12 protein-coding genes are annotated in these 14954 nt (G+C 72.1%); 4 read left to right on the forward strand and 8 right to left on the reverse strand.

Going from position 1 to position 14954, the window contains the following annotated elements; translation table 11 throughout:
• The first annotated feature begins 78 nt into the window (after window positions 1–78).
• Window positions 79–1212 (forward strand): glutathione-independent formaldehyde dehydrogenase, encoded by a 1134-nt coding sequence (locus ACTWQC_RS08705; RefSeq protein WP_443314981.1) that lies wholly within the window; start codon window positions 79–81, stop codon window positions 1210–1212.
• A gap of 42 nt (window positions 1213–1254) precedes the next feature.
• Here ACTWQC_RS08705 and ACTWQC_RS08710 read toward each other — a convergent pair whose 3' ends face one another.
• The 4 genes from ACTWQC_RS08710 to ACTWQC_RS08725 all read right to left on the reverse strand — a co-directional run bounded on the left by ACTWQC_RS08710 (window position 1255) and on the right by ACTWQC_RS08725 (window position 7141).
• Complete coding sequence (locus tag ACTWQC_RS08710; RefSeq protein WP_443314982.1) at window positions 1255–3084, reverse strand: AMP-dependent synthetase/ligase; 1830 nt, start codon at window positions 3082–3084, stop codon at window positions 1255–1257.
• Between the two features lie 196 nt (window positions 3085–3280).
• Entirely contained in the window at window positions 3281–4147 is an 867-nt protein-coding gene (locus tag ACTWQC_RS08715) for an FG-GAP repeat protein (RefSeq protein ID WP_443314983.1), read from the reverse strand.
• A gap of 104 nt (window positions 4148–4251) precedes the next feature.
• Window positions 4252–5037: a phosphodiesterase gene (locus tag ACTWQC_RS08720; RefSeq protein WP_443314984.1), complete on the reverse strand. Its 786-nt coding sequence runs from the start codon at window positions 5035–5037 to the stop codon at window positions 4252–4254.
• Window positions 5038–5254: 217 nt separating this feature from the next.
• Entirely contained in the window at window positions 5255–7141 is a 1887-nt protein-coding gene (locus ACTWQC_RS08725; RefSeq protein ID WP_443314985.1) for a DUF2264 domain-containing protein, read from the reverse strand.
• 168 nt (window positions 7142–7309) lie between these two features.
• Here ACTWQC_RS08725 and ACTWQC_RS08730 point away from each other — a divergent pair, with 168 nt between their 5' ends.
• The 3 genes from ACTWQC_RS08730 to ACTWQC_RS08740 all read left to right on the forward strand — a co-directional run bounded on the left by ACTWQC_RS08730 (window position 7310) and on the right by ACTWQC_RS08740 (window position 10205).
• Window positions 7310–7483: a hypothetical protein gene (locus ACTWQC_RS08730; protein ID WP_443314986.1), complete on the forward strand. Its 174-nt coding sequence runs from the start codon at window positions 7310–7312 to the stop codon at window positions 7481–7483.
• Window positions 7484–7803: 320 nt separating this feature from the next.
• Window positions 7804–9093, forward strand: a complete 1290-nt coding sequence (locus ACTWQC_RS08735) for a cellulase-like family protein (RefSeq protein ID WP_443314987.1) — start codon at window positions 7804–7806, stop codon at window positions 9091–9093.
• Window positions 9094–9182: 89 nt separating this feature from the next.
• A complete protein-coding gene (locus tag ACTWQC_RS08740; protein WP_443314988.1) occupies window positions 9183–10205 on the forward strand; it encodes a serine hydrolase in 1023 nt (340 codons plus the stop codon).
• Window positions 10206–10214: 9 nt separating this feature from the next.
• Here ACTWQC_RS08740 and ACTWQC_RS08745 read toward each other — a convergent pair whose 3' ends face one another.
• The 4 genes from ACTWQC_RS08745 to ACTWQC_RS08760 all read right to left on the reverse strand — a co-directional run bounded on the left by ACTWQC_RS08745 (window position 10215) and on the right by ACTWQC_RS08760 (window position 14801).
• Window positions 10215–11315, reverse strand: a complete 1101-nt coding sequence (locus ACTWQC_RS08745; RefSeq protein WP_443315100.1) for a magnesium and cobalt transport protein CorA — start codon at window positions 11313–11315, stop codon at window positions 10215–10217.
• Window positions 11316–11497: 182 nt separating this feature from the next.
• The gene (locus ACTWQC_RS08750; protein WP_443314989.1) at window positions 11498–13471 is read right to left on the reverse strand and encodes an ABC transporter permease; all 1974 of its coding nucleotides are present in this window, start codon (window positions 13469–13471) and stop codon (window positions 11498–11500) included.
• Between the two features lie 16 nt (window positions 13472–13487).
• Window positions 13488–14300 (reverse strand): molybdate ABC transporter substrate-binding protein, encoded by an 813-nt coding sequence (modA, locus tag ACTWQC_RS08755; protein ID WP_443314990.1) that lies wholly within the window; start codon window positions 14298–14300, stop codon window positions 13488–13490.
• Window positions 14301–14405: 105 nt separating this feature from the next.
• Window positions 14406–14801, reverse strand: a complete 396-nt coding sequence (locus ACTWQC_RS08760) for a TOBE domain-containing protein (RefSeq protein WP_443314991.1) — start codon at window positions 14799–14801, stop codon at window positions 14406–14408.
• Window positions 14802–14954 lie beyond the last annotated feature (153 nt).

Here is a 14954-nt window from a genome sequence, read left to right on the forward strand (position 1 = left end):
GGCGAAATCCGCCCGACGGTGCCGTTCACCTGCGGGGCAACCACAATTCTGCATCACCCGAGCGGAGAGGTGGTGGCCATGAAGGCTGTCGTCTACAAAGGACCGTTCACCGTGGCGGTCGAAGAGGTCGAGAAGCCCAAGCTCCAGCACCCGAACGACGTGCTCGTACGGGTCACCTCCACCGCGATCTGCGGCTCTGACCTGCACATGTACGAGGGCCGTACGGCGGCGGAGCCCGGCATCGTATTCGGCCACGAGAACATGGGCATCATCGAGGAATGCGGCCAGGGCGTCACATCCCTCAAAGAGGGCGACCGGGTCGTCATGCCCTTCAACGTCGCGTGCGGATTCTGCACCAACTGCGTGGAGGGCTACACGGGATTCTGTCAGACCGTCAACCCCGGTTTCGCGGGCGGCGCTTACGGCTATGTCGCCATGGGGCCCTATACAGGCGGCCAGGCCGAATACCTGCGGGTGCCCTACGCCGACTTCAACTGCCTGAAACTCCCGGCCGGCAAGGAAAAAGAGACCGACTTCATGCTGCTCGCCGACATCTTCCCCACCGGCTACCACGGCTGCGAACTCGCCCAGGTGCGCCCGGGCGAGAGCGTCGTGGTGTACGGCGGTGGCCCCGTCGGCCTCATGGCGGCCTACTCCGCCCTGCTGCGCGGCGCGAAGAAGGTCTTCTCGGTGGACCGCGTCCCCGAGCGGCTGGAGAAGGCGCGCGAGATCGGTGCGGTCCCGATCAACTTCACCGAGGGCAACCCGGCGGAGCAGATCAAGGACCAGACCGAGGGCGTCGGCACCGACAAGGGCGTGGACGCCGTCGGGTACCAGGCGATGGCGCGCACGGAGGAGCGCGAGGAGCCCGCGATCGTCCTGAACTCGCTCATCGACACCGTGCGGCCGACCGGATGGCTCGGCATCCCCGGGCTCTACGTCCCGGCCGACCCCGGAGGCCCCGACGAGCAGGCCAAGCGCGGCATGCTCCAGGTCTGGATCGGCAAGCTCTTCGAGAAGGGCCTGCGCCTGGGGACCGGACAGTGCAACGTCAAGCGCTACAACCGGTACCTGCGCGACCTGATCATCGAGGACCGGGCCAAGCCGAGCTTCGTCGTCAGCCACGAGCTGCCTCTGGACCAGGCACCGTCGGCGTACGACAAGTTCGACAAGCGGATCGAGGGCTACACGAAGGTCGTGCTGCACCCGTAAGCGCGGCGCTTCCCGTTCGGCGGTGAGAGGTCTTCAGGCCTCTCACCGCCCGTCGTACATGGCGTCGATCTCCGCGCGGTGGGCCTCCTCGATCCGGTGGCGGCGGAGCTTGCGCGAGGGCGTGAGCATGCCCCGCTCCTCGGTGAACGGGGTGGGCAGCACCCGGAACGCACGGATCGACTCCGCCTTCGAGACCAGGGTGTTGGCGGCCTGCACCGCCCTGCGGATCTCCGCCTCCAGATCCAGGTCCACCGCCGGATCCCACTCCTCGAGCGGCGGCTTGCGCCGCAGCGCCAGCCAGTGCTTCACCGCCTCGAAGTCCAGGGTCACCAGCGCCGCGACGCACGGCCGGTCGTTTCCGACCACGAGGCAGTGCTCGATCAGCGGGTGTTCCCGCACCCGCTCCTCCAGGGGCGCCGGTGACAGGTTCTTGGCGCTGGCGGTGACGATGATCTCCTTCTTGCGGCCGGTGATGGTGAGATAGCCGTCCACGTCGAAGGCGCCCAGATCCCCGGTGGCCAGCCAGCCGTCCTCCCGCAGCACCTCTGCCGTGCCCTCCGGGTCGTCCAGATACCCGGAGAAGACCGTTCCGCCGCGCAGCAGGATCTCGCCGTCGTCCTTGAGCCGCACGGTGGTTCCCGGGACGGGCGTGCCCACGGTGCCGAAGCGGACCCGCCCCGGCGGGTTGGCGGTGGCGGCGGCGGTGGACTCGGTGAGCCCGTAGCCCTCGTAGATCGTCACCCCGGCGCCGTCGAAGAACAGCCCCAGCCGACGGCCCATGGTCGAGCCGCCGCTGACCGCGTTGCGCACCCTCCCGCCCAGCGCCTCGCGGACCTTGCTGTAGACGAGCGCGTCGAAGAACCGGTGCTGTACGCGCAGGGCGGCGGTGGGCCCGGGACCCTCGCCGAACGACCGCCGCTCCCGAGCCTCCGCGAACCGCACCGCCACATCCACGGCCTTGTCGAACACGCCGAGGTTCCCCGCCTGCTCGGCCTTGTCCCGAGCGGCGTTGAAGACCTTCTCGAAGACGTAGGGGACGGCGAGGACGAAGGTCGGCCGGAAGGCGGCGAAGTCGGGCATCAACGCGTCGGCCGTCATCTCCGGCTGGTGCCCGAGACGCCCTCTGGCCCGGACCGCGGCGACCTCCACCATGCGGCCGAAGACGTGCGCGAGCGGGAGGAAGAGGAGCGTCGAGGGCTGGTACTTGCCGGAGGGCTCGAAGAGCGGATTCCAGCGCGCGATGAGGTTGTCGCACTCGGCCATGAAGTTGGAGTGGGTGAGCACGCAGCCGCGGGGGCGGCCCGTCGTACCGGAGGTGTAGATCACGGTGGCGACGGAGCCGGGGGTGACCGCGAGCCGCTGCCGGTGCACCACGCCGTCGGGGATCCGCTCCCCTTCCCCGGCCAGCTTCTCGACGACCCCGGTGTCCAACTGCCATACGCGCTCCAGCGCGGGAAGGCGGCCGATGACCGAACCGAGGGTCATCGCGTGATCCTCGTGCTCGACGACGACAGCGACGGCGGCCGTGTCGCGCAGGATCCAGGCGACCTGCTCGGCCGACGAGGTCGGGTAGACGGGGACGGGCTGGGCGCCAATGGTCCATAGCGCGAAGTCGAACAGCGTCCACTCGTACCGCGTGCGGGACATGATGGCCACGCGGTCGCCGAACCGGACGCCCTTCGCGAGCAACCCCTTGGCCAGGGCCACCACCTGATCCCGGAACTCGGCGGCCGACACGTCGTGCCACTCCCCGTCCACCTTGCGCCCGAGTGCCGCCCTGCCCGGGTCCTCCGAGGCATTCTCGAAGACGGCATCGGCCAGGCCACCGACCGGGGGTGCGGTGGCCAAGGCGGGCGTGGTGAACTCGCGCACGCATGCTCCAAGTGAGGGGAGAGGGAGCGGAGATCATGAACGCTAGCGCCTGCACTGACACGATGAAAGCGCTGCACCGAGCGCTTGCGGAGCGTTGCGGATTCGTGCTAGCCGCGTGACCTCCGCGTGCGCGCGGAACGCAGCCCTCCGCCGCGTATCAGCCCGGCCTCGTATCAGCCCGCCGCGCATCCGTCCGCTACGAGTCGCGCTGCGCACCCCCCGCGAAGGGCTTGCTGGTGAAGGCGACTTGGTCGTGGGCGCCCTCGGTGATCCACCAGCGATCGGCGTCCTCGCCGTACAGGGCGAAGCCGACGCCGCGCCCCCAGGCGAGTACGACCTCGTCCTTCCCGTCGTGGTCCGCGTCTACGGCGCCATACAGCTTGGCGGCGCGCTCGTTCCCGGGCACCTTCCTGCCGTCGACACGGGATGGGGCGGCGCGGGTCACGGTGTGACTGTTGCCGGACCCGATGGTGAGAAGTTCGGCGCCGCCGGAGCGGAGCGAGACGGCCAGTTCGTCGGTGCCGTCGCCGTTGGTGTCGGCGGCGGCCAGCTCGCGCCACATGTTGGGGATCTTGATGGGGCGCGACGTCGATGCGTCCGTGCCCTTGGCGAAGACGGTCACTGTCTGGCTGACGTCCGGCTCTTCGGTCTCGTAGCCCGGCTCGTTGTTGCGGCTTCCGTTGTCGCCGACGGCGACGTCCCGCGTGCCGTCGCCGTTGAAGTCGCCGAAGGCGATCGCGTTGCCCTCGCGGAGCGCGCGGCCGGTACGGCTGAGGCCGTCGGGCCCCGCGGTGAGCAGTACGCAAGAGGACTGCTCACCGTCACTCATCGCGTGCACCACCAGATCAGTGGCGCGGTCACCGTCGATCGAGTCGGCGACCAGCCGGTCGATTTCGCCGTCGTAGGCAAGTGGGCTCTCGTACTGCGCAGTCCTGGTGGCCTCTCCGCCACGGCTGAACGGCCCGTAGAGCACGAGGAGGGAGTGGTAGTCGCTGCGGACGACGGCCAGGTCGTGGTGACCGTCACCGTCGAAGTCACCCGCGGTGGGCGCCTGCGTCTGCACGCTGTCGTCGGACGTGGCCAGCTGGACGCGGGTGGCCGGCGCACCGCGCCTGGGACCGCCCGGCCCGCCCCAGGCGATGTACGGTGGGAGCGCGGGAGGTGGTCCTAGAACCCGCCGGTCAGTGCGGCGGCATGGCTGACGGCGACCGTGTGCGTGACGCATCCTGCGTCGGTCAGCAGGTGGAGAAGAAAGCTGGTCGGTTCGTGCACATAGCCGATCATGCGGTCGACGCGCATGCACAACTCGCTCTGACGGTAGGTGCTGGGCGCAATCGCCAACACGGTGCCGCCGAAGGGTGCTGTGATGGGCCTGTGCACGTGCCCGGCGAGCACCCGGACCACGTGCGGGTGGCGGCCGATCACCTTGCCCAGGGCCTCGCCGTCGAGAAGTCGCATTTCGTCCAGGAACGGAATGCCGACGGCAACGGGTGGGTGATGCACGCACACGAATGCGGGCACCCCGGGTCGCCGACCCAAGGCCCCGTCCAGCCAGTCGAGTTGGTCGCTGCCAAGCCGACCGGAGGGGGTGCCCTGCACCTTCGAGTCCAGCACCACCACGGTCAGCTCGGGATGTTGGACTACGTAGCGTGTGCTCCTGGTGCCACCCAAGTAACCGCTGGCGCCGAAGACATCGAGGAGAGCTGCAGGGTCGTCGTGATTGCCGGTCACCAGATGCAGGGGCAACGGGAAGCGGTCGAGAACGTCATGCAGCGCCTCGTACTCGTCCGGGCCGCCCCGCTCCACCAGATCGCCGGAGATCACCACGCAGTCCGGCCGGGGATCCAGGGCCATCACCCGACCCAGCGCGCGATTCAGGCCGGAGGCGGGCTCCCCCGCAAGCGGGCCGGTGGTGAGGTGCGGATCGCTGAGGTGAGCTACCGAGGCAACCATGGCAACACCGTCCGCCATGAGGAGGCTTGCGATCAACCACGGGGCTGGACGGTCCGGCGACGCGTATGGGCGATGCGTACGGACCGGGGGCCCCGGAGATCCCGACGCGGAGGGCTTGTTGGGCAACATGCTCAGCCATCCCTGCGTACTGGAGCGGCGCGCCGGCTCCCGGCCGGCCGGATGAGCCGCTGCCAGGCCCCGCCCCGAAGCGATCCCGTCAGCCGCTCCCCGGTGGCTCTTCCGTGACCGAGACGCCGTCCTCACGGATGACGACGCGCTGGCGCGGGCCGCCGGGCCAGGCGATGCGGACCTCGTCGCCGGTCACCCGTACGTCGGCGGCGAGGGGTTCCGGGTCCGGCTCGCCCGTCAGCCGGGCCAGGCAGATGAACAGCGGGCCGCCCCCGTCCTCGACCGAGCCGGTCAGCACGGGCATCCGGGTCTGCCCGGCGTAGGCGGTGCTCCCGGCGGCGACGTGTGCGGCTGCGGCACCGAAGCCGTGGACGGGCCGCAGTTCGGAGATGACGTCCGCGTCCGCCGCCCAGCCGGACTGCCGTACGGCGGTGCCGGGTGCCGCGCCGGAGACCCGGTGGATGCGTACCTCCGTCGCGCCGCGTGCGAGCGTCACGGCCGTGACAGTGACACCCGGCAGCTCCTTGTCGCCCGTGAGCGGACGGTGGGCGGAGGCGGCCCAGCCCGGCCCGGAGCCGAGGGGGGTGATGGGGCCGCGCCGCGTCCATCGCTCTGCGCCGCCGGCGTCTTCGGCCAGCAGCCCGAAGTGGTTGTCGGGCCGGGCGGCCCCGGGGTCGGTCGGACCGGTACGGGTGGAGTAGGCGAGGCGGGCATAGAGCGGATCGTCATGGTCCGGCGGCAGGACCTGACCGTGGCTGCCGTGGTTGTGGACCCGTACGAGCCCGTCGGCGGCCGTGGACTGCACCAGCCAGCCAGGCCCGGGCAGCGCGGTGACGGCGTCCGTGGTCTCGGCCGGGGCGGGCCGCTCCGGCGCCGTCCACTCGGGGTGGTCCGGCGGCAGCAGCAGGCCGACGAAGGCCTTGCTCGCCCAGTACGGCGAGGCCGTGCCCGAATACCGCTGCACGATCGGCTCGTACGGGCCGTGCCAGCCCCGCGACAGCAACCCGCCGTCCGCCGCCGCGCCCCGGTCGAGGAAGTAACGGAGGCTGCCGCTCGCGATCCGCCGGGTGGTGCCGGTGGAGAGCGGGCTGTGCCCGGTCAGCGCACCGGCCCAGAGCGCGGCGGCGGCGGCGAAGCGGTAGGTCAGCGAGCGGCCTTGGTGAAGGGGCGCGCCGTCCGCGCCGAAGAGCCGGGCGTACCCGTCGAGGAAGCTGCGCAGCCGGTCGCCGTGGCGGGACAACAGCGCCTGGTCGCCGGAGAGATGGGCGTGCAGCATGGGATAGAGGTGCAGGGCCCAGCCGTTGTAGTGGTCGAAGGAGCGCTCGGGCCCGTCGGTGTACCAGCCATCGCCCGCATACCACTGCTCGATCCGCCCCAGCCCCCGCCGGATGGCCGCGCGCGCGGCCTCGGCCCGTACACCCGCCTCGGTGAGGAAGCCGCCGACGGTGAGCGGGAAGAGCCACCAGTTGTTGTTGACCGGCGGCTCGCCGAGCGCGGCGGACAGCCAGTCGGCCGTCCGCTCCCGTACGCCGTCGCCCAGCCGGTCCCACAGCCACCGCTTGGTCAGGCGCAGCCCCAGCGCGACCGAGGCGGCCTCCACCCACGCCTGGCCGCACTCCGCTTGCCGCGGCCAGGACTCGGCGTCGTCCCTGCCGGGCGTGCGCGTCCCGGCGGCGAGGCCGTCCGCGTAATGCTCCAGCAGCCCGTGCGGATCATCGCCGCCCGCTCCGGCGACGCGGAGAGCGGCGAGCAGGAAGGTCCGGGCGTAGCCTTCGAGCCCGTCGGACCGCTCGCCGGACGAACTGTGCTTCCCGGGCAGCAGGATGAGCCCGCGTCCGGGCGAGGCATACGGGCGTACGGCCGCGAGCAGCCCGTCCGCCACCGCTTCCCAGTGCGCCCGGGTCCACCCGGTGTACGGGCTCGACGCATGGTCCTCGGGCGGGAGCGGCCAGGGGTACGGGCGAGCGGCTGGCATGAGCGGCGGCTCCGACGGGGAAGCGGTAACGCGCTTTCGGAGATCCGGACTGCCGCACGCTAACAACCCCTCGCCCGGCCGGGAAGAAGGCCTCTGCGCGGCAGGCCGGCTCCGGGCCGCTCCGGTGCACCTCATCGCCACCGCCTCGGACGGCGTAGCCGGCGTCAGGTGGCCGTCCAGCCGGGAGCGGCCTTCACGCTGCGCCGCCGCATCACCGCGCTGGACAACGGCGGCGCGACCGATCTGTTCGTCGTGCTGAACGAAATCCGAGGGGCCTCGAGCGCCCGGAGGGCGGCCGACGCAGCGCCGGCCGCCGCCCCCAGGCGTTCATCGCTTCCGTGACCTCGCCGAGCCCGCGCTCGCGGCAGGCTCGGTGGAACTGCTCCACGAACCCCAGGTGGAACCGCTCAACACCCCCTACCTCGCCACCCGCACCGGCGGCCTCGCGAACCCGTCCGTGGCGCTGGTCCACGACCACCTCGTGGCGCGGTCGCGCACCTGGGGTGCCCTGTAGCCGGGGCAGCCGGGTGGAGCCGGTGGCAGCCCATGAGCGTTGACAGCCGTTTGCTCCGCGCAGCCATCTGACCAACGGCGCGTTATGTACGAATACTTGGAAGCGGCCGACCGCTCCGCCGCCACCCCTCCCCCAAAGGAGGCCATCCGTGCCGACCCCCGTACCGGCCCATCTGCCCGACCGGCTCACGATCTCGCTCTGGGACTTCACCTGGTACACCCGCACCGGGCCCGGTGAGCCTTTCGAGGACCTCGACCGCGCCTTCGCCGAAGCCGTCGCGCGCGGCTACAACACCGTGCGGATCTGCGCCATGCCGTATCTGCTCTTCGGCTCGGGCCTCGACACGGCGCGGCTGGCCCTCGGGCCGCTGGGCGGGGGGAACGGGGCGTACGGGCAGCGCACCCGCTGGTACGACGTGCGCGCCGCGACGACCATCGACGGCCGGGGGCAGCTGCTCGCGCTCTTCGAGGCCGCCCGCCGCCACGCCTGCTACGTCATCCTCTCCAGCTGGGAGTACCAGCAGAGCCCGTCCTTCGCGGCCGGACCCGCCTGGTACGAAACCCTCTACGCCATCGCCCCCGAGCGGCGCGCCGAGGCGCTGGCCGACGCGCTGGCCGACCTCGTCGACTTCCTCGCCGCCCACGGCCTCGACGACCGGATCGCCTTCACCGAGCTGCACAACGAGGTCCAGGGCAGCCGCCTCACCGAGGGCCTGCCGCCGGAGGCCGACCGGGTCGTCGCCCTGCGGCCCCGCCTGGAGCGCGGGCTCGCCAGGTTCAAGGAGCGCCACCCGGATCAGCCGGTCACGGTCAACTACGCCAAAGTCCCGGTCGGTTCGCTGCGGGGCGTCCCGCGCACCGCCGACGTGGCGGTCTTCCACCCGTACGTCTACGGCGTGCTCGACGAGCTCATCCGCACCTTCGCGCTGCGCGACGCCTCCCGCCCCTTCCCGCAGGAGGAACTCCGCCGCGAGCTGCTCCGCCCGGACGCGCCCGACCTCGCCGACTGGGCCCCGGACCCGGCGCAGGTGTGGCGGAGCGCGGCCACCACGGTCCAGCAGCGCGAGGTGTACGCGCACGACTGGTGCGATCCGGAGAAATGGGACCGCTGGCTGTACGACCACTACGCGGTGCACCGCCGCGCCATGACGTCGACGCTGACGCTGTGGATGGATGCGGCGGCCGACTGGGCGGCGGACGCCGGTGTCCCGCTCGTGTTCGGCGAGGGCTGGATCGGCTACACGCCCCTGCACGGAACGTTCGAGGAAGGCCCGGTGGGCGCCGCGTTCTGCCGTCTGGCGGTTGCCGAGGCCGTACGCGTCGGCGCCTGGGGCACGGTCGTCTGCTCGAACGCAGCGCCGCACCACCCCATGTGGGCGGACACCGCCCTCCAGCTGGACTGCACGTCGGCCTTCCGCGACGGGAAGCCCACCGGCTGACGGGGCGACCCGGGGCCCCGGCACTTCTCACGCAGTCTTCATACAGATCTCACGTGGGGAGGTAGGCGGAGTCCATAGCGTCCCCGGCCATGGACGAGGACATTCCGGAACGGCTCGGTCCGCGGATGCCGTACCGCGCGATAGGCACGGCCGTCGCTGCAGCGCTCCTCATGGGCGGCGGGGTGGCGGCGGCCGCGTACGGCTCCACGCACGCCCGGCCCGACGGGGGTACCGAAGCGGCAGCGGCCGCCTCCGCCCGCCCTTCCGCCTCGGCCACCGCCTCCGCCGGAGGCCCGGCGGAGCGCGCGGCGCCCGAGGAGACGGCACGTCCGGCTCGGGAAACCATAGATACGGCGGAAAGGTATAAAACGCACAAAGTCCCCAAGCCCGTAGACCTCACGGCAGCCCTCGCGCCCGTCGTCGCCGCCACCAACGGCGACCTGTCGGTCGCGGTGCTGGACACTGCGAGCGGCGAGCAGGCCGTATACGGCGACGGCGGCTCCTTCGACACGGCCAGCATCGTCAAGGTCGACATCCTCGCGGCCCTGCTGCTGCGGGCGCAGGACGCGGGACGGCAGCTGACCGCGCAGGAGAAGTCGTACGCCACCGCCATGATCGAGTCCAGCGACAACGCCTCCGCGACCGCCCTGTGGGCCGCCATCGGCAGGGCGGACGGGCTCGGCGCCGCGAACGAGCGCCTGGGACTGGCAGAAACCCGGGGCGGCTACGGCGACCACTGGGGCCTGACCCAGACCACCGCGGCCGACCAGCTGAAGCTGCTCGAGGCGGTCTTCGGCGAGGACTCCCCGCTCGGCGCGGCCTCCCGGGCGTACGTCCAGGGGCTGATGGGGTCGATAGTCCCCGGACAGGACTGGGGCGTCTCGGCCGCGGCCGCCGGCGACGGGGCGGACACGGCGCTGAAGAACGGCTGGCTGCCGCGGAGCGCGACGGGGCTGTGGGACATCAACAGCATCGGCCGCGTCGCATCCGGCGGGCGGTCCTTCCTCGTCGCCGTGCTGTCGAACGGCAGCCGGACGCAGGCCGCGGGCATCGGGACGGTGGAGGACGCGGCACGCGCGGCGGTCGACGCGTTCACCGACGGTGGGGCCTGAGCGCCCGCGTCACAGCCACCCGTTCCTGCGGAAGCCGCGGTGGATGACGACGCAGGCGGTCACGATGACGCCGAGGACGAGCGGGTAGCCGTACGTCCAGCGCAGCTCCGGCATGTGGTCGAAGTTCATGCCGTAGACCCCGCAGACCATGGTCGGAACGGCGATGATCGCCACCCAGGCGCTGATCCTGCGCATGTCCTCGTTCTGGGCCACCGTCACCTGGGCGAGGTTGGCCTGAAGGATCGAGTTGAGCAGGTCGTCGAAGGCGGTTATCTGCTCGGTGACCCGGGCCAGGTGGTCGGCGACGTCGCGGAAGTATGCCCGGATGTCCGGGTCCACTCCCGGCAGGGACTGTCCCGGCACGGGCAGGGCGGACAGCGTCTGCAGCGGGCGGTCCAGCGGCGCCACGGCCCGCTTGAGCTCCAGCAGTTCCCGCTTCAGCTGATAGATCCTGCCGGTGTCGGCCCCGCCCCTGCGGCTCGCGAAGACGTCGGTCTCCACGTCGTCGATGTCGTTCTGGAGCGCGTCGGCGACCGCGAGGTAGTCGTCGACCACATGGTCGGCGATGGCGTGCAGTACGGCCGAGGGACCCTTGGCCAGCTGCTCGGGCACCGTCTCGAGATCTTCGCGCAGCGGGCCGAGCGAGCCGTGGCGGCCGTGCCGGACGGTGACCACGAAGTCGGGTCCGGTGAAGACCATGATCTCGCCGGTGTCCACCACCTCGCTGGTCGACGTCAACTCGGCGTGTTCGACGTAGCGGACGGTCTTGAAGACGGTGAACAGCGTGTCGTCGTACCGCTCCAGCTTCGGACGCTGGTGCGCGTCGACCGCGTCCTCGACCGCGAGCGGATGGAGCCCGAACAGCTCGGCGACACCGGCGAATTCCTGCTGGCTCGGCTCGTGCAGCCCGATCCACACGAAGCCGTTGCCGCAACTGCGCACCTGCTCGATCGCCTCCGCTGCCGGGCAGTGGCCGATCTGCCGCACTCCGTCGAGATAGACCACACAGTTGACGACCGCGCTGCCGAGCGGCGAACGGGCCGGGTGGCTGAGGTCCACGACACGGCGGCGGTGCGGCAGGCGGACGGCCTTGCGCAGATTGCTGATCATCGACACGACGGGCGCTCCTTCTCGCTGCAAGCGGCCAGTGTTGCAGGACAGACCGGGGCCGGACCCCCGGGCCCCGGGGGTCCGGGGGCCTCAGGGCCTGAGGGCGAAGCCCCCAGTTTCGGGAGGGGGCGGAGCAGCGGAGGAGGCCGCCGCAGGCGCGCGCCCTGGCCCGCCGGACGCGCCTAGATCTCAACGAGCCGCACCTCCGTGGCCTTGATGCTGAGCCATATGGCGCTGTGCTCGGCCAGGCCCAGTTCCGCCGCCGCGGCCGGAGTGATCTCGGCGACGACGTCGGGCACATCGACGGCGGCGACGACGACCCGCAACCGGCTTCCGAGCGCGGTGATCTCGCGGACCTCGCCGCGCCACACGTTGCGCGGGCTGCCGGTTGGCCGCTCGCCGTGCAGCGAGACGGCTTCAGGACCGATCACAGCAAGGGCCTCGGTGCCTTCGGGCAGCGGGTCCGCGGCGACGACGCGGCCGCCTCCGGGCAGGGCCAGCCCGTCGCAGACCGCCTTGCCCGGCCAGGCGTTGCGCCCGAGCATGCGGGCCACCCAGGGGGAGCGGGGTGAGCGCGTCACCTCGGCGGGAGACGCGTCCTGGAGCACCTGCCCGCCGTCGAGTACGAGGACCCGGTCGGCGAGGGAGACGGCCTCGACCGGGTCGTGGGTGACGATGAGGCAGACGCCGCCGAAGCCGGCGAGGTGTTCACGGAGGGTGTGCCGGACGTGGGCACGGGTCGTCTGGTCGAGCGCGGCGAGCGGCTCGTCGAGCAGCAGCAGCCGGGGGCGGGTGGCCAGCGCGCGGGCCAGCGCCACCCGCTGGGCCTGGCCGCCGGAGAGCTGGCCCGGCCTGCGGTGGGCGAGGTGGCCGACACCGAGGCGGTCCAGCCACTCCTGGGCCGCCCGGCGCGCCTCCCGTCGGGGTACGCGGTGGGCACGCAGCCCGTACGCGGTGTTGCTCAGCGCGCTCACGTGCGGGAACAGCGCGCCGTCCTGGGGGACCCAGGCCACGCCCCTGCCGTGCGGGGGCAGCCCGGCGGCGTCCGCGCCGTCCCCCATACGGAGCGCGGTGGTACGGGCGCGCGGGGTGAGACCGAGGAGGGCGCGCAACAGGGTTGTCTTCCCTGCCCCGTTGGGGCCGACCACGGCGATCGTCTCGCCGGGAGCGGCGTCCAGGGTGAGCCGGGGATAGCCCACGACCTGGGCGTGCAGCGGCCATTCCGCACGCTCGGGACTGGCGGGCGCCTGCGCGGACCCGCGCCCTGCGGCGGGGGCGGTCGGCCGGTCCGTGCGCTCCTCCGGCGCAGGGCCGGGCGAGGGGAGCCGGGCCGCCCCGCGGGACGGCCGGGCGGCCCCCGCCCACCGGCCCCGCAGGGCGAGCAGCACGAGCATCGCGATGGCGAGGAGGAGCAGGGACACCGAGGTCGCGGCCTGCGGCTGCTCCTGGAGGAGCAGGTAGACCTGGAGCGGCAGGGTCTGCGTGACGCCGGGCAGATTGCCCGCGAACGTGATCGTCGCGCCGAACTCGCCCAGCGCCCGCGCCCAGGTGAGCGCCGCCCCGGCGACCAGACCGGGGGCCACCATGGGCAGGGTGACCGTGAGGAAGACCCGTACCGGCGGCGCCCCGAGCGACGCTGCGGTCTCCTCGTACCGGAGGTGCAGCCCGGCGAGCGTCCCCTCCAGGCTGATCACCAGGAACGGCATCGCGACGAAGGTCGCCGCGACGACCGCGCCGGGCGTCGTGAACGGCAGTGTGAGCCCGGACCAGTCCTCCAGCCACCCACCGAGCAGCCCCCGCCGGCCGAAGGCGAGCAGCAGCGCCACACCGCCCACGGTCGGCGGCAGCACCATCGGCAGCAGGGCGAGGGAGCGTACGAGCGCCTTGCCCGGGAACTCGACGCGGGCCAGCAGCCAGGCGAGCGGCACGCCCAGAAGGAGCGACAGGCCGAGCGACCAGAAGGAGACCACCAGCGACAGCCTGAACGCCTGGGTGACGCCCGGCCCTGTGAGGTGCGAGCCGAGGTCCGCCCACGGGGTGCGGGCCAGCACACCGACGAGCGGCAGGAGCAGCAGCGCCACCGCGGCCGCGGCCGGTACGGCGAGTGGCAGCGGTACGCGATGGGGACCGCGCTGGGGCTGTGGCGGAGCTTTCATGCCGGACACGCTGCGCTCACGGCTTGAGGAAACCGGCGTCGCGCAGGATCTTCTGGCCCTGCGCGGATCCGAGCCAGTGGACGAAGTCGGCGGCCGCGTCCGCGTTCTCGGACCCCTTGAGGGTGGCCGCCGGGTACCGGGCGATGGCGTTCTGGTCGTCGGGGATCTCGACGCTCCCGACCTTGCCCTCGGCGGAGGTCGCGTCGGTGACGTAGACGATTCCGGCGTCGGCCTCACCGAGCTCGACCTTGCTGAGCACCCCGCGCACGCTCGCCTCCTGCGAGACCGGCCGCACGGTGACCTTCTGGGCGTCCAGGATCTTCTTGCTGTACCGGCCGACGGGCACCTCGGGCGCCGCGAGGATGACCTTCACCTTCTTGTCCGCCAGGTCCTTCAGGCCGTCGATCTTCTTCGGATTGCCCTTGGCTGTGGCGATGACGAGCCGGTTCCTGGCGATGACGGCCGGGTCGCCGGTGTCGTTCCGCAGCCCGTCCATCGTCGTGGTGTCGGCGGTCACGAGGGCGTCGGCCGGAGCGCCCTGCCGTACCTGGGCGGCGAGTTCCTGGGAGCCCGCGAAGGAGAAGGTCACGTGGGTGCCGGGGCGCTCGTCCTCGTAGGCCTCGCCCGCCTCCTTGAAGACGTCGGTGAGGGAGGCCGCGGCCAGCACCGTGATCGTGGCCCGCTTCCCCGGCGCCGATCCGGAACCCGACCCCTCGCCCGCACCGGATTCGCTGCCGCAGGCGGCGGCGAGCGGGATGAGAAGCGCGGCGGTGAGGGCGACCGCGGCGGTACGGGTGGCTGCGCGCCGACAGTGGGCGAAGAGGGCCATGGAGTCGTTCTCCTTCATGCTGTTGCGAGCGAATGAGCGGGAGGGCGGCTCGCGGCGGTTGGCTGTGGCGCACGGGGGAACGGCCCGGGCTGCGGTGCTACGGGGTCAGGCGCGGTCGATGTGGACGTTGGTCGACTTGACCCGGGCCACGGCCTCGACGCCCACCTCCAGGCCCAGTTCCTCCACGGCCTCGCGGGTGAGCAGCGACACGAGGCGGTGGGGCCCGGCCTGGATCTCCACCTGGGCGGCGACGTCGCCGAGCTTGACGGCTGTCACGATGCCGGGGAAGGCGTTGCGGGCCGAGGTGTAGGAGGCCTCCTCGTCGGCCGCGGCGCTCTCGCCGAGGGTGACCGAGAAGGCCGCCAGGTCCCGGCCGTCGATCAGACGGCGCCCCGACTCGTCGCGGTGCGTCCGCACTTTCCCGGCGTCGGCCCAGCGGCGCGCCGTGTCCGGGCTGACGCCCAGCAGCCGGGCCGCCTGACCGATGGTGTAGGACCGCATGTGCGGCACTCTAAGGATCAGAGGTTGTGATCTGCAAGGCTTCGGTCGCATCCGGCCAGCAGCTGCCAGGCTCCTGGCCGGATCCTCCGAAGCGCCGGACAGGGCCTATCGGAACAGCGGCCACGGCGGAGGCGAGGAGGGACTGGAGAGATC

The organism is Streptomyces sp. 8N616 (assembly GCF_052246385.1).
GTDB lineage: Bacteria > Actinomycetota > Actinomycetes > Streptomycetales > Streptomycetaceae > Streptomyces.

Excerpts from the sequence above, each read along its gene's own strand:
- ACTWQC_RS08720 (WP_443314984.1), bottom strand. The coding sequence starts at position 5,037 with ATGGTTGCCTCGGTAGCTCACCTCAGCGATCCGCACCTCACCACCGGC.
- ACTWQC_RS08705 (WP_443314981.1), top strand. The coding sequence starts at position 79 with ATGAAGGCTGTCGTCTACAAAGGACCGTTCACCGTGGCGGTCGAAGAG.
- ACTWQC_RS08745 (WP_443315100.1), bottom strand. The coding sequence starts at position 11,315 with ATGATCAGCAATCTGCGCAAGGCCGTCCGCCTGCCGCACCGCCGCCGT.
- modA (WP_443314990.1), bottom strand. The coding sequence starts at position 14,300 with ATGGCCCTCTTCGCCCACTGTCGGCGCGCAGCCACCCGTACCGCCGCG.
- ACTWQC_RS08725 (WP_443314985.1), bottom strand. The coding sequence starts at position 7,141 with ATGCCAGCCGCTCGCCCGTACCCCTGGCCGCTCCCGCCCGAGGACCAT.
- ACTWQC_RS08760 (WP_443314991.1), bottom strand. The coding sequence starts at position 14,801 with ATGCGGTCCTACACCATCGGTCAGGCGGCCCGGCTGCTGGGCGTCAGC.
- ACTWQC_RS08740 (WP_443314988.1), top strand. The coding sequence starts at position 9,183 with ATGGACGAGGACATTCCGGAACGGCTCGGTCCGCGGATGCCGTACCGC.
- ACTWQC_RS08750 (WP_443314989.1), bottom strand. The coding sequence starts at position 13,471 with ATGAAAGCTCCGCCACAGCCCCAGCGCGGTCCCCATCGCGTACCGCTG.